Source organism: Enterococcus sp. LJL99 (assembly GCF_054871725.1).
The window spans coordinates 165,718-185,318 of record NZ_JBTXLT010000003.1 but is presented as its reverse complement, the minus strand read 5'-3'; the positions used below and the strand labels follow the sequence as shown (position 1 = coordinate 185,318).

The window sequence follows — 19,601 nt, the reverse complement described above, 5'->3', positions numbered from 1 at the left end:
AGAAAAATCAGGCAGGCCAAACGGTGCTTTTTTGCATCATATCTTTAACCGTTTGTTTGGATGTTTTTAACACCAACTCAATCTGAGCATAGGCCTGCTCATTAAGCTCCCCCTGCAATGCTTCAAGAGTTGTTCTTCTATTTTTGATTGCTGCTTAAAGAATATCTACAACAATTGCGAGAAAAAATTTCTTTAGACCAAGAGGAAGATTACGGGGTACTTTTCTCTCATATTCATATGTTTAATAACCGTATAGAGGTTCCCCCGGAATATGAATATCATCTGTCCTCACTTCTCTATAGAGAGCTGGAGGAGGAACTGTAATGGCAGTAGTTGAGTCTCATTGGGACCTTGTTCCCAATCAAAGTATTATTCGAAAGAGATACCATGAAGCTGCTGTTATGTATGAAGGAATCGGTTCAATCCCTAATGCTTTCTATAATAAAAAGCGATATTGGGAAGAGAAAGAAGCCATCGAGCTGAGTTATTCAAATCCAACAACAGATTTCGAGCGCCTGCTTAAGAGCAGACGGACTCGGCGGAAGGTATCCGATAAGAAAATAACACTGGATTTCTTAGCGAAACTCTTGCAATTTTGCGCAGGGATCTCTGATGAGGAAAAGGAGCTTCTTACCTATCCTTCTCCAGGGGCAACCTATCCGACCACACTGTTTGTGTATTGGAATGATGGTGAGGATTATCTGTATAGGTATAACCCGTTTAATCATATGCTTGAAAAATACAGTGAAAAAAATATGAATCATGTCCACAAAATTATTGGGGATAAAGTACTGAATAAATTTCCTGTATTTCTGTTCTTCGCAAGTGATTATCAGTTAGTTGAAGAGAAATATGGCGCGATTTCATACCGTCTGCTGAATCAGGAGATGGGGCATTTAGCACAAAACATCTCCTTGTATTGTGAGCAGGAACGATATCATTCAGTGTGTATTGGAGGTTTTTTTCAATCACATTTTCAAAAAATTGTAGGCAACACTTATGATTTACATTATGTAATGGTGGTGGGATAAAAATGACGACTATTTTAAAAGAAAATAACGTTGTTCATGTAGAAAAACAGCAGATTATTATCACGAACATGCTGTCTGATAAAGAGATAGCCGTTCGAGTAAAAGAGGAAATCAATCCGCAGAAAATGGAACAGCTTTTCTATAAAGGAACCGAGGCTAAAGTAAGAGCTGGTGTAGAAGAGAAAGTAGTGTATTTGCTGAAAAAAAAATATCCAGATTATTTTTATGATCGAAAGGACAGCTACAATCATAACACTGTGTTGAAGCTACGGACAATCATTCAGTCCTTACGAAAAAATCACGCCTTTTCAGATGTTGATCTGAAGAGGTATCGAGAGAAATTCTATCAACAAAAAATTTTTTTGAGCCGAACTATGCCGGAAATCGTAAAAGAAAAGTTGATACAAATGGGGTTTCCAACTATTCGAAGAATATCAGAAACCAATCAACCGGACATTCAAAAAGGAGACATTTTAATTACAGATATGAATTTGACGGATGTGAGCACGTCATTTTTAGGAAAAGCAGTGATTGTATTTTCCAATGGCCGGTTGAGTGTAGGACCAGTTTGGACCATAGAAAATATTCATGAAATCAATTATTACCAAAAAAGTTCCGAAGAGGAACGGGATGCTGATATTCCGGATTTTTCCAAAGAGATTATCTACAGCTTTTTAGGAAACACCTTGATGTATCTAATTGATGATTGTTATCAGCGATTGACAGTAGACACAGGTATTCCTTTTAGAAAAACACTGAAGCTGGACTATCCAACGATGAGAGTAGATGCTTATCTGCAATAAAGATGTGCACAGATTACTCAGGGAATAAGTTGGAAGCGACCTTATAATAAAAGAAAATCTAGAGGAGGTATTTACTTATGATTTTACAAGGAAAAAAAATAAGTGTGCGTTTCAAAGAAAAACAAGCTTTGGATAATGTAGATTTCAAAATTGAAAAAGGAGAAATATACTCCATTTTGGGACACAACGGTGCTGGGAAGAGTACATTAATAAAGGCAATCATGGAGCTGATTGACTATGATGGTGATATCGTCATGGCTTTCGACCAGGAGCTGTTGTATCAAAACATCAGTGTTCAATTACAGACGAGTTCGTTCGAAGATGGTGTGAAGGTAAGAGAAATATGCAAACTTTATAAGGATTTGCTGCGAAGCGACTTGGATTTAGATGAGCTGTTGGAAGGTTTCGATTTGAATGAACATAGTAATCAACTTGTCAACGACCTTTCAGGTGGACAAAAGCAAAAGCTGACAATTTTATTGACGATTCTAAACAATCCGCAAATTATCATTTTTGATGAACTAACTACAGGGCTAGATGTGGTTGCTCGGCGAAAGATATGGGAAATACTGAAAAAGATTAATAAGGAAAAGAATACGACATTAATATTAACCAGCCATTTTCTTGATGAAGTAGAATATCTGGCTGATAACATCTTAATATTGGAAAAAGGAAAAGTTAAAGTAATCGGAAAAGTAGAAGAAATTATAAACAATCTCTTCAACGGGAAGAAAAAGGCGGAATTCATCATTAATGATCAATTTCAATTTGTTAAGTTTGATTTTGAGTTCGATCGTTATAAAGAAAAAATTACAGTCGAATATGATGTTGTTGAAGAAAAGAGTCTGTATGAGAACATCAGTGACTGTGGCGGACAAAATATTACAATGAGCAACTATACGTTTGAAGATGCATTTTTACGAATTCTCGGATATGAATTAGGAAAGGATGGTGAAATTGCTCATGCATAGCTTGTATGTCCTATCAAAGCATCAGACAAAAATGCTGATGCGAAACTCTAAAAGTACAATTATTGGATTTTTAGTTCCAGTTATCATGTTTTTCGTTTTTAGTAATTTATTGGATGGGTTTGACGTTCCCGGAACTGGAAGGTCAATTGTTGAATACTTGGTACCTGCGTATATACCAATCATCATTATCAATGCGGTTGTTGTTATTTTCGGTCAGTATTACATTCTATACAAAGAACGAGGCGATTTACTAAAATACAAACTGATGGGAATCAATCCCGTGATTGTTGCAGCAGCACTATTCTTTTCAACAATCATTTTCCAAATTATCGCCATTACACTATTGGTGGCAGTTGGAAATCTAAGTAAAGGTGTACCATTGCCTTCAGCAAACTTAGGATCAATATTTATTGCTCTGGTAATTATCAATATTTATCAATTTTCACTGGCGTTTTTAATTGTTTCGTTGCTAGCGAAAAGTACCACCTATCAATCAGTTGCCATGGTCGTGTTTTATGTTCAAATGTTTCTTGGCGGTCTGACTTTCCCCCCGGAAATGTTCCCAGATTTCCTAAGAAAAATTGTTTATCTTGTTAATCCTATCATTTACGGATTGGAAATGATGCGCGGTGTGTGGACAGACGGAATTGGTATTACTGAATATGGAAAAGAAATAGGAATTTTAATGATTGTCTCTATTATTCTTCTTTTAGTAGGCTCTTTAGCAAACAAGAAAAAGAAAGAATTTTAAATAAAAAATAGTAGGAGGAAAAAAGAATGGCAGAGAACAAACAGGAAATGAGCAAAGATTTAGTAGAGGAAATGTTTACAGATATCGATGAAATCGAGTTTGTGGAGATCAGTGAAGCAACGGCATTACCGGAAACAGCAGCAACCAGCGGATCAGCATTAAGTCAAGGCTGTTCATGCTGTGGCTCAAGTTCATGTTGCTCGTCTACTTAAAAGGAAAGAATAGAACAAAAAATATTAAGGAGGAAAACAAATGGCAGAGAACAAGCAGGAAATGAACAAAGATTTAGTAGAGGAAATGTTTACAGATATTGATGAAATCGAATTTGTGGAAATTAGTGAGGCAACAGCGTTACCAGAAACAGCAGCAACCAGCGGATCAGCATTAAGTCAAGGCTGTTCATGCTGTGGCTCAAGTTCATGTTGCTCGTCTACATAACAGAACGAGTATATCAAATATTTGGCAGATGAAGAGGTGAGAGAAATAGAACAATCAAGTAACAAACTGAGACAATTGGAATTGGAAAATGAAAATTTGCGATTAAACTTACAGATAATGAAGGAATCCAATAAAGAAGATTGGCAAAGTTGGATTTGGGTATTGGTTCCAGTTGTTGGAATGGTTGTAGGTGCTATTTATAAAGCATTATAGGGATTCATCATCTCGCTGGAAGGGTTATCAATAGTGTGATTCGAGTGAATAGACTATCGTAACCGTTAGGACCACAGAACAAATCAAGAAAACAGAGGGATTGTGATTACAGATTGTCAAACATTAAATAAACAAAGCTTAGTGAAAATAGCTTCTATATAATAAAAATATCGATTAATAGTCAACTCTTCAATGCTTTTAAAGTATAAAAGAAATTGTCTGTTGGTCGATTATTTGTTTAAATAAATAATTAGAAAAGGTACATGAAGTAGACCAAAAATTAAAGTACCTAAAATCGTTGAATTTAATCGTCATGACCAGTCTTAAGATATAGAAATTGTTTGAAGAGAGGGATTATGTTTCTTTAGTAACACGTGGTGGATAAATTTCAATAAAGTAGACACAAAGAGAGCAGATACTTAGTGAGAATCAAAGTACGTATCCTCTATTTCGTTGGGTATAAGCATATTAAGAGTTCCATGAGGATGCTGAGAATTATAGAAACTCTCGAAGTATTCTAGTTGTACTTCTTGAAGAGAAGAAAAGGTTCTTCTGTTGAGCTCTTCTTTTTTTCATATATTTGAAGAAAGCTTCTGTGACAGCGTTGTTCCAAGGATAACAAAGCTTCGATAATGACGGAACAATTTTGTTTGAGTGTTCCAACTAATTACGATAATTTTATTGAATCTATTTATGATGATACAGAAGAATTAGTAGAATTTGCTGATAATATTATCAAATAAAGAAGAGGTATACAAAATTTTCAATAAACTTATGTTCAATATGCTAATAACTCATTATTTACAAATATCCAAAGACATCCTTTATGTTATCAAATAATATCTATAGAATAGTATTACAAAAAAATATCATTCACTTCCGATACGCAGAACCTTACCATAAATAATGATATTCTTAAACTAATCAACTGAATAATGTCTTTTTTTGTTGAATAGATCATTTACGATGACTGTGTAGACTAACTTTAGGCTGGAAGATTGGAAAAGGGTGCTTTAAAACGCGGAAATGAGTAGAGCAATTGGATTCTGCATGGTATAGAGTGAGAAATGTAATGGGTAAAATATACGACATAGAGAAAGCAAGTGATCCAAAAGTAAAAAGCACTTTTGGATCACTCACGTAAAACCAAATAAATGGTGAAATCAGAAGCAACGTTTATGGAAATAAGTAGCAAATCACAAAAATTTGGAAAATAAGGTTAGGAATCATTCAACGCCGAATGGAAACCTTTTGTGTTTCTTGTCATTTTCGTGATTCACCTATTATTACTTTAAACACTTCTATCCAAAACTTGAGATATTATAGAGGTTCGTAGCGTTGCCCATTACTTATTACATTTAAAAAAATTGTCTGCAACTACTCTTTTTTCTTTCTTTCCTGGATAACTTTATTAGTCATGAATTTCTTTTTTTACTTTAATGTTATAACCTTAAAAGTATCTAAATAATGATTGATTCCATTCACTCCATGGTTTAAATAGATCTTTAGAAATTCAGTCCCGATGATTGCTCCTTTTGCACCGTTATTTAAAACGGTTTGCACATCTTCAGCTGTTTTGATGCCAAATCCCACAAATGGAGGAGTAGTGCAATAGTGATTAATATCTTGGACCGTTTGGATATAGTCTGTTGGAACTGCTTGGAATTGACCCGTTTTTCCTTCCCCAGAGATTACATACACAAAAGGGGTCGAAGAATTGATCTTATCTTTTAGCTCTGTTACGTTCTTTTGATTGTCTAGCAAGTGAACGAATCCAGAGAACTGTGTGCTTGGTAATTCTTTGTCGACACATAAAAGAGCATCGTAAAGGTGGTGCGGGATCTTCCAAAGTAACATTGAATCAACACCCGTTGAATAGGTCATTAAAATAATTTTAAACGAATAACGTTCACGTATGTCTTCTAGTGTAGCGACAATTTCTTCATGATCAATACCTGTATCCAGTATGACTTGGTGAGAAGTTTGAATGATTTCTCCATCTAAATAAGGGTTTGCGACAGGGATCCCAATTTCTACATATCCAACGTTATGTGCTTGTAAACAATCTAAAATAGTAAAGAATTCAGATTTTGTTGGATAATTTATTGTGGTATAAAACGCTAATGGTAACATTACATACCTCCTAAAAGTCGAAGTACCCACCCTAGGATAGGACCATAAACTACATAATCTGTTTCACTTAAAATACGCATGATTGGTGCATAGCTACCGACTATTGGGAGTAGAAGTGCTTGTCCAAAAATTAAAATAAATCCGTTAGTCAATGACCCGATTACAGCTCCACGCCGTCCGCCGTGCGCATTTCCAAAAATAGCTGTTGCAGCACCTGTAAAGAAAGTGGGAATTAATGCGGGAAAAACAATGACTGGATAGTTTATCGCGCCAAGAATTAACATACCAATTAAACCTGAGACTAAACTACATAAAAAACCAACAATCACAGATGTAGGATAGCTAGGGAATAACAAGGGAACATCTAGACCCGGTTTTGAGTTTGGAATAATTTTATCAGCGATTCCGTGGAAAGCAGGAATGATTTCCGATAGCATCATACGCACACCGGTCACAATTACTGTAATCCATAGACCAAATTCCACTCCACGTAAGATAGAAAAAACAATGACATCTTGTCCACCGGTTACGTTAGCCATTGACCAAGAAGGACCAGCTAAAACTGTGATTACTAGAAATAATAGCGTCATCACAATCGTTAACGCAATGGTCATTTCTCTTAAAAAATTTAATTTTTTTGGAATGTGCATATTTTCTAAATCTTGTTCTTTATTTCCAAAAAGTTTGGCTAAAATGGTTGAAATTAAAATACCAGATGAACTAGAATGAGCTAAAGTAAAGCCTTCACCACCCTTTACCCCGTTCATACATAAGGCTACATAGGCACAAGTAAAGGTCATATAAAGACCTAGCATAATTGAACCAATTGCGATGAGTGGAATGAAAGTTAACGATGTGTTGAATTTCAATAGCGCTGCAATCAATCCAGCAAAAAAGAAGGCAACATGTGCGGATAGATAGACGTATTTGAATTTCGTAAATCGAGCTAGTAGTAAATTGATCAAGAAACCAAATGCAAAGATTAAGGCCATTTCTGTTCCAATTTCTGCTAAACTAGCAGCTTGTGCAGCTCCAATATCTGCGGCAATCGTTTTGATTCCAAAAATTTTAGAAATAAGTTGTTGTAAAGGTAATAAAGAAACACCTAATGTTTGGCCTCCAACATTAATCATTGTGAAACCAATCATTGTTTTAATCGTACTAGGTAAAATTTGATCCCATGATTTTTTTTCAGCCAGCATTCCAACAATTACGACAATTCCAATAATAAATACAGCTTGGCTTAAGACGTTATTGACTAAGTATAAAAATACGCCCATGTATATCTTCTCCTTTTCTAAGAAAATTAGTTAATGACTTTTAATAATTCAGTTTTCAAAAAGTCTTTGTCCATCATGTTATCGATTCGAATTATTTTAGCGTTTGAATGACGTAAGGCATCAGCAAAATCAGAAGTAGTGATTAAGATATCATAATTATCTGGACTAACTGAACCAATATCAGCAGCATCAACAGTTGCTTCGATACCTTCGGCATCTAAAATTTGTTGTGTAAATAGACGCATCATCATACTACTTCCAACACCAGCACCACAAACAGTTACAATTTTTAACATACTAATCGTCTCCTTTTATAATAATCATGATTTCTGCTGAAGATTTAGCAGAAAGAATTTTTTGTAATTTTTCTTCATCACCTAAAATAGTGACTAATTCAGCTAACGCTTTTAAATGTGTATGATGATCAACTGCACATAATCCTACAACAAGTTGAACAGGATCATTTTTTGGATGACCAAATACAACAGGATTTGCCAGCGTAAGAATACTAAAACCAATATCTAAAGCTCCGGTCTCTGGTCGAGCATGTGGCATGGCAATTCCAGGAGCGATAACAATATAAGTACCGTTGATTTTTAAATTCTCCAACATTCCTTCAATATAACTTTCTTTTGCTAAGTGTTTTTTGACAAGTAGATTGCCTGCAGTGGTAACAGCATCAATACTATCTGCAGCGTCATAATTGACTTGGATTAACTCTTCTGTTAATACTTCTTTTAACATAGGTTGATATCTCTCTCCTTCTATTTTTTGACGTGTTGTTTGACCGAAGTAGATGGCCAATTCTTCACTTAAATTAGCGCTTTCATATTTAGTCAGTGTTTTGTAACGCTTGAAGATAGTCACTAATTCTTGGATATTGATTTCTTTATCCAGTGGCTGAAGTGCATCTCTCAATTTACTTTTATCCTCGAAAGTTAAAAAGGGAGAAACTTGAATAACCCGTTGATTTTCTAAGATAATGGGGACAGTGGTGAGAACCAAATCAACCTGATGAGTCAACAACCACTGTTTTGCCTCACGCACGGAAAACGTTTTTACTATTATTAAATCAAATAGGTAGTCTAATTTACTTTTTAAAATTTCCGAAGTACTTATCCCTGCATCACAAACAATAATTGCCCTGATTTTTTTTTTGATTATCTTCTTTTTTCTCTCAAAGGATGAAGCAAAGATAAGGGTAAAATAAGAGATTTCCTGATCATTGAATTGAACGGCTAATTTTTGTTCTAGATGCTCTATTTCTTTTTTTATAATAAAATGAAGTTCCTGGTAATTTGATACAATGTAGTCAAATAATGGATTTTCTACCCATTCTTGCCTAATTGCTCGTTTATAGGCAGGGCGAAGATGAGTAAGTATTCCTTTATACAAAGTTTCGTCATGAATCAAGTCAATAGAAGAAAAATGTTTTTGGATATTTTTAACAAGTTCATCTACTAATAAATGGAAGGATAACCAATCTTCTGTTAGTGTTTCTTGATAATGAATGATAGACACTTCCGAGATTTTCTTTGCAAGATAAAGAAGTTCATCTTTAGACAAAGGTTCCTTAAAAAGACTGTTTAGAAGGTCTTGATATTCAAAAAGAAGTTGTTCTTCCTTACTAAATGATTCTAAAATTGTTGGAAATTGAACGTTTTTATGAATGGCTATTCGACGAAAACTAACCCAAAAAGCAAGTAGTAGACGTTCAAATGAAAGGTCACTAAAACGTAGGGATAATTGTTTCGAAAAATTATGAATAAATTCTTCTACGTTTGCTAAAAAAAGTTGATCCTCTTCTGATACTTCTTGATCAAAATACAGTAAATCTTCTTCAATCACTGCCATGAAATTAGTTCGTATAGACATTTCATCTCCAATAAGTTTATAACCTTGAAAAGGTCTAGATTCTAAATCAATCGAATAAAAGGCCAATTCTTCTTTAATCAACTTTAAATCTTTTAGCAGTGTATTTCGAGAGATATCAAATTTCTCTCTTAAATCATCAACACTAAAGTAATCATCACAAGAAAAAATATACTGAGTAATTCGTAGCCTTCGTAGTTTAGGGTCGCTATAAATAAAATCCAATTCTTTCTTTACAAGATCCTCAAACGTAATCGTAAGTACTGTTGAATAAATCACAGTTCCTTTGTCTATGGTTATTGGAGCAAATGAGGATCTAATTAACCATTCGTTCAATCGATCAATATCATTATAAATAGTTCGAGCAGTTATTGAAAAATGAGCTGCAAGCTTTTCTACGGTGTGGGACTGTGACTCTTTACAAATTAAATCAAATAGTCGTGCGATTCTTTGTCCCATAGGAATCCTCCTTTCAAAATAAAGTATAGATGGTTTAAAGTAAGTAGACCAAGGCCATTTTATTTCAAATAATCTGAATGAAAGTGGACTTGGGAAAACAAAGGGTAGCATTTTTTGTATATCATTTATGCGAAAATAGTGTTTTCATATTCTATGACTATACTCTAGCTTATATATATTATTTTGAATAGAATTACGTTTGAATTAATTATTATCTATAATTTTTTTATAATAATTAGAGTGTTTACAGAATCATACTTGTAAAATTAGCTTAGGTTGAGAATAAAATAAGTGATATGGTGGAGCAATAACGAAAAGTTAGTAGAAAACTCATTCACTTCTGGTAGGTGGAACCATATCACAAATAATGATGTTTTTAGACAATATTGTTAATTTACTAGGGTTATTTTAGATAACTTCAAAATGAAAGAATGTTGATCTTAGTTGTTGTTCAAAATAGTCATTGTTTGTTAAAAAATATAGAATATGTAGGTTTAAATATGAGGAATTAAGGTTTGTATCAATGCTTTGTAACTATTGAAAAAAAAGTTGGAGGGCCAAAAAATTTTATTAGGATTAGTTGCAACAGGTAGATATGTAATTATACGATCTATTGGTGAAGAGGGGTCAAAAAGAATAGGTGAATTTTACAAAGTGACTAACTTCATTATAAAATCCGCCAATATATTATACCTTGGGAGGGCAATCATTTGATTGAAAAGTGAGTGGTTATAGTCTATGAAATCCATTTCAATTTATGAAATGGATTTCTTTGTCAGCGTTTTCTATTTATTTTATGTTTGATAACTGTAAAATAAGAGATAGAAAAAGTGGAGGAGGAGAAGAAGTGAAAGAAAAAGTGATGGATAGTTTGCAAAAATTTTCTAAAGCAATGTTTGTTCCTGTTTTGATATTACCAATTGCAGGGATTTTAATCGCAATAGGGAATATTTTTACAAATATAAATTTGATTGAACGATTTTCGTTTTTAGATAATCCTATTACAAAAAACTTTGGCAGTATATTGACGGCGTCATTATTGCCCATACTTACAAATTTAGGGATTATTTTCTGTGTTGGGATTGCATTAGGTTTAGCCAAAAAGAAAAAAGCTGAGGCTGCATTTACTGCTTTGTTAGGGTATCTTGTATTTATAAATGCCATGAATAAAGTTTTAGAGCTACGCGAATTATTAATAGATCCAGAGAATTTAAGAGGTTCTGGTCAAGCATTGGTTTTAGGTGTTCAAATATTGGATATGGGTGTTTTCTTAGGTATTATCTTGGGTCTCGTTGTAGCACTGATTCATAATCGCTTTATTGATACAACGTTTAACAATGCTTTTCAGGTTTATGGCGGTACTCGTTTTGTTTTTATTGTTTTGATACCAGTTTTGGTTATTTTAGCAATTTTATTTTCTTATATATGGCCAGTTGTTCAACAAGGAATTGATGGGTTAGGTAATATCATAAAAGACTCTGGTAATTTTGGCATCTTTTTATATGGAATGTTAGAACGTTTATTGATTCCAACAGGTTTGCATCACTTAGTTTATACACCATTTCTTTATTCGTCGTTAGGAGGAGTGGCTGAGGTTGGGGGACAAGTCTTTGAAGGAGCCCGAAATATTTATTTTGCTGAAATTGCTGATCCAGCAATTAAGGTTCTTTCTAACAGTGTCATTTGGGATGCTCGGGGAATTCCAAAGATGTTTGGTTTGATTGGTGCATGTCTAGCTATGTATCGTAGTGCTAGGCCAGAAAATAAGTTGCGAATCAAAGCTATTTTAATTCCCGCAGCAGTGACTTCTTTTATTGCTGGTGTTACAGAACCAATCGAGTTTTCATTTATGTTTGTTGCACCCATTTTGTTTGTTGTTCATTCAATATTAGGTGGATTAAGTATGGTAGCATTGAATATTTTTGGTTCAAGAGCGATAGGTCCAAATGGTTTTATCGATTTCATTTTGTATAATTTACCTGCTGGAATGGAGAAAACTAGATGGCCGATTTATATTTTGGTTGGGATTGCCTTTTTCTTCATATACTATTTTATTTTCAGATTACTGATTACGAAGTTAAATTTAAAAACTTTAGGAAGAGAAACGGAAAATCAAGAGCTGAAATTGTACTCAAAAAAAGACTATCAAACGAAGAAAAATGAGAATTCCAAAGAAGAACTGAATGATGTCTCTTCAATCATCGTTGAAGCGTTAGGTGGAGCTGATAATATTACATCAATAGATAATTGCTATACACGTTTGAGATTGAAATTGAAAGAACCAACTTTAGTTAATGAAGAAATACTAAAAGATCAGACACAAGCAAAAGGTGTTATAAAGAATGGTGAAAATGTACATGTTGTTTATGGATTAGAAGTTCCAAGTGTAAGAGAAAAACTAGAAAACTATTTAGGTATAGTGGAGGATGAATAGAATGAAAAAATTTTCAATTGTAATTGCAGGCGGCGGAAGTACATTTACTCCAGGGATAGTGATGATGTTATTAGATAATTTGGAACGATTTCCGCTAAAAGAACTAAAATTATATGATAATGATTCACAGCGTCAAGGAGTATTGGGAGATGCTTTAGCAATTTTACTTAAGGAAAAAGCACCGGAAATTAAGTTTGTGTATACGGATGATCCTAAAATTGCCTTTAGCGAAATTGATTTTTGTATGGCACATATTCGTGTTGGAAAATATGCAATGAGAGAAAAAGATGAAAAAGTTCCGTTAAGACATGGTGTGTTTGGTCAAGAAACTTGTGGACCTGGTGGAATTGCTTATGGCATGAGAAGTATAACGGGGATGTTGGAAATCATTGATTATATGGAACAATATTCACCAAAAGCATGGATGTTGAATTATTCAAATCCAGCAGCCATTGTCGCTGAAGCTTGTAGAGTATTAAGACCAAATTCAAAAGTTCTAAATATTTGTGATATGCCTGTGGGTACTTTACGTAGAATGTCACAAATCATTAATAAAAAGCCACAAGATTTGGAAGTGAGATACTTTGGATTAAATCATTTTGGTTGGTGGACGAGTGTAAAAGATAAACAAGGGAATGAATATATTGATACGATTATCAACTATGTATCAGAAAACGGTTATTTAACGCAAGTCGAAGTAGATACACAACATACGGATCCAAGTTGGCAAAAAACGCATAAAAAAGCAAAAGACATTTTAGCTGTTTCTCCAGAATATTTACCGAATACCTATTTAAAATACTATTTATATCCAGACTATGTTTTAGAAGAAATGATGGAAAGTCCAGAGTACACGAGAGCAAATGAAGTAATGGATGGTAGAGAAAAGCACGTATTTGATCATGCAAGTAAAATAATCGAACAAAATTCAGCAAAAGGAATTGAGTTTGATATTGATGCGCACGCTAGTTTCATTGTTGATTTAGCAAGAGCAATTGCCTTTAATACACACGAAAGAATGATCATGATTGTTGAAAATAATGGTGCGATTGCTAATTTTCCAGACGATGCAATGGTGGAGGTTCCTTGTATTGTCGGTGTTGATGGCCCAGAACCGTTAACGCAAGGAAAAATACCAGAATTTCAACAAGCATTAATGTTCCAACAAGTGACAGTAGAAAAATTAGTTGTACAAGCTTATGTAGAAAAAAGCTATCAAAAAATGTGGCAAGCTTTAACTTTGTCAAAAACAATTCCTAGTGCAAAAGTAGCTAAGGAACTTTTAGATGATTTGATTGAAGAGAATAAAGAATTTTGGCCTGAATTGAAATGAGTAGATGCTAAGGAGAATGAGATGTTAATCAAACAAATTGGTTTGGGGAAAATGGGAACAGGAATAGGGAAAAACTTGTTGAATCATCATTTTGATGTAAAAGGCTATGATACGAATGTAGCAGCTAGGGAAAATTTTGTTAAAATTGGTGGGGAAACAGTAGTAAGTGTACGTGAATTAATAGACAAAGAAAAAAGAAATATTGTTTGGATAATGCTTCCAGCAGGAGATATTACAAAACAGATGATTCAACAATGCGTAGAGGTCATGAACGAAGACGATATTCTGATTGATGCAGGTAACTCAAATTATCATCATAGTATAAAGCATGGTAAATTATGTCAAGAAAATAATATTCATTTTTTTGATGTAGGTACTTCTGGTGGGGTATCTGGTGCAGAAAATGGGGCCTGTATGATGATTGGCGGTAATCAAACTGTATTTAGTGAAATAGAACCACTTTTTAAAAAATTATGTGTTTCTGACGGCTATTTATATTGTGGAGAAGCCGGTAGTGGACATTATTTGAAAATGGTTCATAACGGTATTGAATACGGGATGATGCAGTCGATTGGTGAGGGGTTCAATCTTTTGTACCATAGTCCATATGAGTATAATTTAGAAAATGTGGCAAGTGTATTTAATAACGGATCTGTTATTCGTTCATGGTTAATGGAATTAACTGAAAATATATTTAAACTAGATCAAACTTTAGATGATTTTACTGGAATTATTCCATCCTCTGGAGAAGGGAAGTGGATGGTTGAAGAAGCGTTGCGACTGAATCAATCCATTCCGGTGATTGTTCAATCCTTAATGACTAGATATTCTTCGGAAGATAGCGAAAAAGTGAATGAAAAAATCATCGCTTTATTACGTAATCAATTTGGAGGACATCAGGCAATAGGTGCTGGCAAACATGAGAAGTGACCTTTTTTTGGGAATAGATATAGGAACCACAGCGATTAAGTTTGGTATTGTAAAAGAGGGCGAAATGATATACTCCTCGGAAAAATTGAATCAGACAACGATCAATGGTGCTAAACATATCCAAACAGCCTCATCGCTAAAAAGTAATTTAATTGCTGGATTAAAAGAGATACCTGATGTATTTAAGAGAACTATAGGAGAAATCGGATTAAGCACTGCAATGCATAGTTTGATGCCTGTAGTAAACAATAGTTATGAAGAAATTTTTTTATGGTCAGATTGTCAAGCAGATAAAACAATAGAACAATTTAAAAAAACAGCAGTCGCCGATCAATTTTATAAAATTACTGGGACACCCATTCATAGTATGTCTACATTTGCTAAAATACTCCACTTAAAAAATAGTCCTGAATTTGCTAACACGCAACAATGGTACGGGGTAAAAGAGTGGCTACTGTATGAATTAACGAATAATTGGGCAATTGATCGGTCAACGGCTTCAGCAACAGGATTATATTCTCTAGCTGAAAAAAATTGGTCAAAAGATATTTTAACTTTTTTGAAAATCAGTGATAATCAATTAGCTCGTTTAGTTGATTATGATCATCCGTTTAAGTTATCCCGAGAGTTAGCTAAAGAACTAGGTTTTCTAAAAGATGTAACAGTTTATCCAGGCGGTAGTGATGGTTGTTTAGCTGCATTTTCTAGCTATAAAAATACGGGCTGTGTGAATAGTTTGACCATTGGTACAAGCGCAACGGTAAGAAAGATTTCGGATGGAATCACTTTAGATAGTCAGGGCCGATACTTTTGTTACTACTTACGAGAAGGAACATATGTGATAGGAGTACCATCTAATAATGGTGGGTGTCTTTTAGAATGGGCTAAGAATGCGATTTCGTTGAATCCTAATGAATTTTATTCTAAAGAGCTAACAACTAGTGTCAATAAAACGAATGTTGGAGCAAATGGTTTGAGGTTTTTTCCCTATTTGAATGGAGAAAGAGCACCACTATGGAATCCAGGTGTTACAGGAACATTTAAAAATTTACAATTGACCCATACAAGAGAAGAGCTTATTCGTGCTATTTTAGAAGGACTATTAATGAATATTTATAAGCTTAAAAAAATAATTTGTCCTGAAAAAACGATTGTTCTTAGTGGAGGGGTATTTAGAAATACAGAAATACAGCAACTGACAGCTGATATTTTAAATAATTGTTGCATTTTATCAGATAAAAATGAACCGATAGTTGGTCTGTACTATTTATTTCATAAAGTTGATAACAAGAAGAATAAGCGTGAGGGGATTAATATCACTGCAAATGTTATTCAGGCGGAAAAATATAAAAAAATAAAAGAGTGTTATTTTGATTAAGTAAAAGTAATCATTTTCGATGAGTGAAATAAAAAGAGTTTAAGGTAGAAGAAGTAAGTTCTAATAAATCAGCAATAAATCACGGGAATTATTTGGTTAATTTTTGTGGTCTATTGCTTATTTCGTTAGAAACGTCTTCAATTTTCATCATATAATTTTGGATATAAAAAGGTTAGAATCGAGTACTTAGTTTGAAAGTCGGTAATCATCATCGTATGCTATAGAAGAGTTTCAGAATATTGAGTAAAAATCTGTTAGAATGGAAGGTGATAGAAACAATCAATTGGTTGCATAAGGAGAATTTAAATGGATATTGAAATTATAACAAAAGGAAAAGCGTTATCAAAAAATGAATTAAGTAATTTAGAATATCTTTATTATCATATTGAGGAGTTAGAAGGTGTACCTTTAAAAGATATATCAAAATTATTATTTACTTCTCCATCAACAATTGTCAGATTGGCGCAAAAATTAGATTTTTCTGGTTACTTGGAATTAGCTTATTTTTTAAAAAGTAGTCGAGCTACAAATTCAAAATTAACTGAAGCTACAATTGATTATAAATTAGATACCAGTAGTATTGACCCTTTGATCCAACAGATGAAAGCGATTTATAGAGAAGATGAAAATAAATTTATATTAGTTTATGCAGCAGGCTTTTCAAGCATACTTGCAGAATATTTATGTAAAAAAATGTTAGTGAATGGCATTAAGATTATATTTGTCACATCAGGAGACTCTTCAGGAATTATATTAAATAATTTAGAAGTAATAAGTATGTTTATTACTATTTCAAAATCAGGAGAAACACCTAAAGTCATCGATAAAATGATTTATTTTAAAGAATCGAAAGTACCTATTGTTTTATTGACGGGAAAAGGCAATCATAGTGCTAATGATTTAGCAGAAATAATATTTGAAATTGAGGATGAAAGGCCTTTAGATACACAAAATATAGGATATAATAGTTTTTTTGGTAAATTGATGCTGCTGATTGAATATATGGTAGAAGAATTTAAGAAATAGACAGCAACTTGATGGTTTGCTGAGTATATCTCATCTATTGTTATTTAGTTAACTACAGAGTTGTTCGTATAGTTTATTTTAAAGTATTCTTTTTTATGGCAAAATTCAAAAAAATGAACTCCTAAAATCAAATAGTTATTTTTGGTACTTTTCATGAAATGATTATGTTATATCTTTTGAAAAAAGAGATAGATTATTTGATTCATATAAATTAAAGATATCACCTTCATATGATACGCAGAACTGTATCATAAATAATAGACTATTTTAGTTGTTAAAAAGAAGTTTTCAGTCTGTTTTTTATTCGCCAAATTCTTGATCTTTAATTTTCCTTACTTATGAAACCATGTTAGCGAAGGTTTTCGTCTTCAATGCAACATGAATTAAACTACAAGGAGAGAAGGATATGTTTCATCATGAAATTGTTGACGTAACAAAAGAAAAGCTTCCTTTCAAGCTCATTATTCATAAGAATACAAGCGCAACAATACCTAAGCATTGGCATCGCTCATTTGAATTAAGTTTTACACTTAGAGGGAAAATCAATTCTTTTATCATCAATGGAAAAGAACAATCTCCCGTTAATGGGACAATTTTGGTTATCAATCCAAATGAAGTTCACAGTATTTCTGCAACCACAAAAGAAGGAGAGAACAATGTGGCTCTCTCTCTTTTGATTCCTTACTCTTTTATGACGGAGGTGATAAACGATTTTCCCTATCGCTTTTATCATCTGCCTTTAGAAGAAGAACAATCTATTGAGCAAAAACATTCTTATAAACAAATGCAGCGAGCTTTTGAAACTCTTTTTTATTGTATGGAAAATCCAACAGACAACATCCAACTCAAAATTTTTAGTCTTGTATACGAAATCTTATATGAGCTATCTGAACATTTTTCAATGGTTAAATTAGCGAAAAATGATTTACAACAAACGGATTCCAGTGAATTGGAATGGATCGATAGTGTTATAATTTATATTCAACAATATTTTACTAGCCCATTAAGCGTTAGTGAGTTGGCGGATGCATTTCATCTAACACCTAGTTACTTTTCAAGAAAATTCAAAAGATATATGGACATGTCGGTAATGGATTATATTACTGAAGTTCGATTGCAAAAGGCTTTTCAGCAACTCATTCATACGCAAAAAAATATTCAAGCTATCTCAGATAGTTGTGGTTTTCCAAATCACAAATCGCTGATTCAAGTGTTCAAAAAAACATATGGACTTACTCCGGTTCAGTATCGAAAAAAACAAGTAAGTCATAAATAGCCAAAATATTAGTCAGTTTTCAACCTTTTTTTGTTAGCGTTCACATTTATAATTTAGTTTATAAGAGAAAGGTAGGCTTCTGACAATGAAAACAAAACAACAACAGGTAATTTTTAAAGTTTCTTTGCTATCCATTTCTGCTTTACTAATGTCTGCACCGATTATTTCTGCAGCATTGCCTTCCATGATTGACAGTTTTCCGAATCAATCAAAATCAGCAGTCGAAACATTATTGACAATTCCTAATTTTGGTATTATTTTAGCGCTGCTGCTTAGTCCTTTTTGTATTCGGATGATCGGCAAAAAGAATACTGTATTGGCAGGGTTAGTCATTTCATTGATTAGTGGATTACTACCTGCACTGATCAGCAGTTACTCCTTGATATTAGGCGCAAGATTTATGTTTGGGATCGGGATTGGTCTATTTAACTCATTAGCTGTAAGTTTGTTAGCGGAATTTTATGAAGGGGATGAACTTTCCACGATGATGGGATTTCAATCTATGGCTGGATCATTAGGAAGTGCAAGTCTATCCTTCTGTATTAGTTATTTAGTTACTTTAGGATGGCATCAAACATTTTGGGCATATTTGATTATTTTACCCGTTCTTATCTTATTTTGGTTCTTTGTACAAATTCCAGAATCCCGAAAAACACAGACAACAGGTGAAGCTCAAACTGAAAAAATTTCAGTCAACCTTCCAGTGGTTGGACTCTCTATTTTAATTTTTTTCCTATTTTCCTTTTTTATGGCATCAGTTATAAAGCTTCCTGAATTTATCATCAATAACAATATTGGTAATGCAAGTAGTGTATCTATCATTACTGGATTGAGTACACTTGTAGGGATTCCAATTGGGATGTTCTATGGAAAAATTCATCAGTTACTAAAGCAAAAAGTTTTGCCCATAGGTCTGTTTATTTCAGCCATTGGTTTCTTTATTGTGAGCCAATCAAGTAGCTTATCTATCTTGTTGATCGGTGTTGGTTTTTCGGGAGTTGGTTTTGGATTAGCTGTTCCATTTATTTATACTTGGACAGCACTTGTTGCGGAAAAGCGTTCGATAAATTTTGCTTACACCTGTTTGATTATTGCAACAAATATTGGCGTTTTCTTCTCTCCTGTTCTTTTAAATACTTTAGGGAAGATATTTGGTAACACATCAGCAGAGTTTAGCTTACTTATGGCCGCCCTTGGATTTTTATGTATGTCACTTATCATGAGTACCAAGCTTATTTTTAAAAAGAAAATAGTAGTAAATAATTAGGAGGAA

The 19,601-nt window shown here is 33.5% G+C and carries 19 protein-coding genes; 15 read left to right on the top strand and 4 right to left on the bottom strand.

Going from position 1 to position 19,601, the window contains the following annotated elements; genetic code table 11:
- Window positions 1-147 precede the first annotated feature (147 nt).
- The 8 genes from ACYSNW_RS06170 (at window position 148) to ACYSNW_RS06135 (ending at window position 4,207) form a co-directional block, all read left to right on the top strand.
- Entirely contained in the window at window positions 148-324 is a 177-nt protein-coding gene (locus ACYSNW_RS06170; RefSeq protein WP_461743608.1) for a lantibiotic dehydratase C-terminal domain-containing protein, read from the top strand.
- A complete protein-coding gene (locus ACYSNW_RS06165) occupies window positions 324-1,031 on the top strand; it encodes a SagB/ThcOx family dehydrogenase (protein WP_461743606.1) in 708 nt (235 codons plus the stop codon). Before ACYSNW_RS06170 ends, ACYSNW_RS06165 begins: the two co-directional genes overlap by 1 nt.
- Window positions 1,032-1,033: 2 nt before the next feature.
- Window positions 1,034-1,834: a hypothetical protein gene (locus tag ACYSNW_RS06160; protein ID WP_461743605.1), complete on the top strand. Its 801-nt coding sequence runs from the start codon at window positions 1,034-1,036 to the stop codon at window positions 1,832-1,834.
- 77 nt (window positions 1,835-1,911) lie between these two features.
- Window positions 1,912-2,805: an ABC transporter ATP-binding protein gene (locus ACYSNW_RS06155; RefSeq protein WP_461743604.1), complete on the top strand. Its 894-nt coding sequence runs from the start codon at window positions 1,912-1,914 to the stop codon at window positions 2,803-2,805.
- On the top strand, window positions 2,798-3,556 hold the full coding sequence (locus ACYSNW_RS06150; protein WP_461743603.1) for an ABC transporter permease: 759 nt from the start codon (window positions 2,798-2,800) through the stop codon (window positions 3,554-3,556). Before ACYSNW_RS06155 ends, ACYSNW_RS06150 begins: the two co-directional genes overlap by 8 nt.
- 26 nt (window positions 3,557-3,582) lie before the next feature.
- Complete coding sequence (locus tag ACYSNW_RS06145) at window positions 3,583-3,768, top strand: thiopeptide-type bacteriocin (protein WP_461743602.1); 186 nt, start codon at window positions 3,583-3,585, stop codon at window positions 3,766-3,768.
- Window positions 3,769-3,808: 40 nt separating this feature from the next.
- Entirely contained in the window at window positions 3,809-3,994 is a 186-nt protein-coding gene (locus ACYSNW_RS06140; RefSeq protein WP_461743601.1) for a thiopeptide-type bacteriocin, read from the top strand.
- Between the two features lie 21 nt (window positions 3,995-4,015).
- Window positions 4,016-4,207 carry a hypothetical protein gene (locus ACYSNW_RS06135; protein ID WP_461743600.1) on the top strand — a complete coding sequence of 64 codons (192 nt, stop codon included), beginning with the start codon at window positions 4,016-4,018 and terminating at the stop codon, window positions 4,205-4,207.
- Between the two features lie 1,431 nt (window positions 4,208-5,638).
- Here the strand turns inward: ACYSNW_RS06135 and ACYSNW_RS06130 are convergent.
- The 4 genes from ACYSNW_RS06130 to ACYSNW_RS06115 are packed head-to-tail and all read right to left on the bottom strand — an operon-like array spanning window position 5,639 to window position 9,951.
- Window positions 5,639-6,340, bottom strand: a complete 702-nt coding sequence (locus tag ACYSNW_RS06130) for a tryptophan synthase subunit alpha (protein ID WP_461743599.1) — start codon at window positions 6,338-6,340, stop codon at window positions 5,639-5,641.
- Window positions 6,340-7,620, bottom strand: coding sequence for a PTS ascorbate transporter subunit IIC (locus ACYSNW_RS06125; protein WP_461743598.1), 1,281 nt, complete (start codon window positions 7,618-7,620; stop codon window positions 6,340-6,342). Before ACYSNW_RS06125 ends, ACYSNW_RS06130 begins: the two co-directional genes overlap by 1 nt.
- 26 nt (window positions 7,621-7,646) lie before the next feature.
- A complete protein-coding gene (locus tag ACYSNW_RS06120; protein ID WP_461743597.1) occupies window positions 7,647-7,916 on the bottom strand; it encodes a PTS sugar transporter subunit IIB in 270 nt (89 codons plus the stop codon).
- A 1-nt stretch (window position 7,917) separates the two neighbouring features.
- Window positions 7,918-9,951: a BglG family transcription antiterminator gene (locus ACYSNW_RS06115; protein ID WP_461743595.1), complete on the bottom strand. Its 2,034-nt coding sequence runs from the start codon at window positions 9,949-9,951 to the stop codon at window positions 7,918-7,920.
- A gap of 847 nt (window positions 9,952-10,798) precedes the next feature.
- Here ACYSNW_RS06115 and ACYSNW_RS06110 point away from each other — a divergent pair.
- The 7 genes from ACYSNW_RS06110 (at window position 10,799) to ACYSNW_RS06080 (ending at window position 19,595) form a co-directional block, all read left to right on the top strand.
- A complete protein-coding gene (locus ACYSNW_RS06110; RefSeq protein ID WP_461743594.1) occupies window positions 10,799-12,385 on the top strand; it encodes a PTS transporter subunit EIIC in 1,587 nt (528 codons plus the stop codon).
- Window positions 12,378-13,718, top strand: a complete 1,341-nt coding sequence (locus ACYSNW_RS06105) for a 6-phospho-alpha-glucosidase (RefSeq protein WP_461743592.1) — start codon at window positions 12,378-12,380, stop codon at window positions 13,716-13,718. The genes ACYSNW_RS06110 and ACYSNW_RS06105 overlap by 8 nt, the downstream gene beginning before the upstream one ends.
- A gap of 21 nt (window positions 13,719-13,739) precedes the next feature.
- Window positions 13,740-14,648, top strand: coding sequence for a phosphogluconate dehydrogenase (NAD(+)-dependent, decarboxylating) (gnd, locus tag ACYSNW_RS06100; protein WP_461743591.1), 909 nt, complete (start codon window positions 13,740-13,742; stop codon window positions 14,646-14,648).
- Entirely contained in the window at window positions 14,638-16,026 is a 1,389-nt protein-coding gene (locus ACYSNW_RS06095; protein ID WP_461743590.1) for a gluconokinase, read from the top strand. Before gnd ends, ACYSNW_RS06095 begins: the two co-directional genes overlap by 11 nt.
- A gap of 306 nt (window positions 16,027-16,332) precedes the next feature.
- A complete protein-coding gene (locus ACYSNW_RS06090) occupies window positions 16,333-17,052 on the top strand; it encodes a MurR/RpiR family transcriptional regulator (protein ID WP_461743589.1) in 720 nt (239 codons plus the stop codon).
- Between the two features lie 406 nt (window positions 17,053-17,458).
- The gene (locus ACYSNW_RS06085) at window positions 17,459-18,328 is read left to right on the top strand and encodes an AraC family transcriptional regulator (RefSeq protein WP_461743588.1); all 870 of its coding nucleotides are present in this window, start codon (window positions 17,459-17,461) and stop codon (window positions 18,326-18,328) included.
- A gap of 85 nt (window positions 18,329-18,413) precedes the next feature.
- Window positions 18,414-19,595 (top strand): MFS transporter, encoded by a 1,182-nt coding sequence (locus ACYSNW_RS06080; protein WP_461743587.1) that lies wholly within the window; start codon window positions 18,414-18,416, stop codon window positions 19,593-19,595.
- Window positions 19,596-19,601 lie beyond the last annotated feature (6 nt).

Excerpts from the sequence above, each read along its gene's own strand:
- ACYSNW_RS06165 (WP_461743606.1), top strand. The coding sequence starts at position 324 with ATGGCAGTAGTTGAGTCTCATTGGGACCTTGTTCCCAATCAAAGTATT.
- ACYSNW_RS06160 (WP_461743605.1), top strand. The coding sequence starts at position 1,034 with ATGACGACTATTTTAAAAGAAAATAACGTTGTTCATGTAGAAAAACAG.
- ACYSNW_RS06155 (WP_461743604.1), top strand. The coding sequence starts at position 1,912 with ATGATTTTACAAGGAAAAAAAATAAGTGTGCGTTTCAAAGAAAAACAA.
- ACYSNW_RS06150 (WP_461743603.1), top strand. The coding sequence starts at position 2,798 with ATGCATAGCTTGTATGTCCTATCAAAGCATCAGACAAAAATGCTGATG.
- ACYSNW_RS06145 (WP_461743602.1), top strand. The coding sequence starts at position 3,583 with ATGGCAGAGAACAAACAGGAAATGAGCAAAGATTTAGTAGAGGAAATG.
- ACYSNW_RS06140 (WP_461743601.1), top strand. The coding sequence starts at position 3,809 with ATGGCAGAGAACAAGCAGGAAATGAACAAAGATTTAGTAGAGGAAATG.
- ACYSNW_RS06130 (WP_461743599.1), bottom strand. The coding sequence starts at position 6,340 with ATGTTACCATTAGCGTTTTATACCACAATAAATTATCCAACAAAATCT.
- ACYSNW_RS06125 (WP_461743598.1), bottom strand. The coding sequence starts at position 7,620 with ATGGGCGTATTTTTATACTTAGTCAATAACGTCTTAAGCCAAGCTGTA.
- ACYSNW_RS06120 (WP_461743597.1), bottom strand. The coding sequence starts at position 7,916 with ATGTTAAAAATTGTAACTGTTTGTGGTGCTGGTGTTGGAAGTAGTATG.
- ACYSNW_RS06115 (WP_461743595.1), bottom strand. The coding sequence starts at position 9,951 with ATGGGACAAAGAATCGCACGACTATTTGATTTAATTTGTAAAGAGTCA.
- ACYSNW_RS06105 (WP_461743592.1), top strand. The coding sequence starts at position 12,378 with ATGAATAGAATGAAAAAATTTTCAATTGTAATTGCAGGCGGCGGAAGT.
- gnd (WP_461743591.1), top strand. The coding sequence starts at position 13,740 with ATGTTAATCAAACAAATTGGTTTGGGGAAAATGGGAACAGGAATAGGG.
- ACYSNW_RS06095 (WP_461743590.1), top strand. The coding sequence starts at position 14,638 with ATGAGAAGTGACCTTTTTTTGGGAATAGATATAGGAACCACAGCGATT.
- ACYSNW_RS06090 (WP_461743589.1), top strand. The coding sequence starts at position 16,333 with ATGGATATTGAAATTATAACAAAAGGAAAAGCGTTATCAAAAAATGAA.
- ACYSNW_RS06085 (WP_461743588.1), top strand. The coding sequence starts at position 17,459 with ATGTTTCATCATGAAATTGTTGACGTAACAAAAGAAAAGCTTCCTTTC.
- ACYSNW_RS06080 (WP_461743587.1), top strand. The coding sequence starts at position 18,414 with ATGAAAACAAAACAACAACAGGTAATTTTTAAAGTTTCTTTGCTATCC.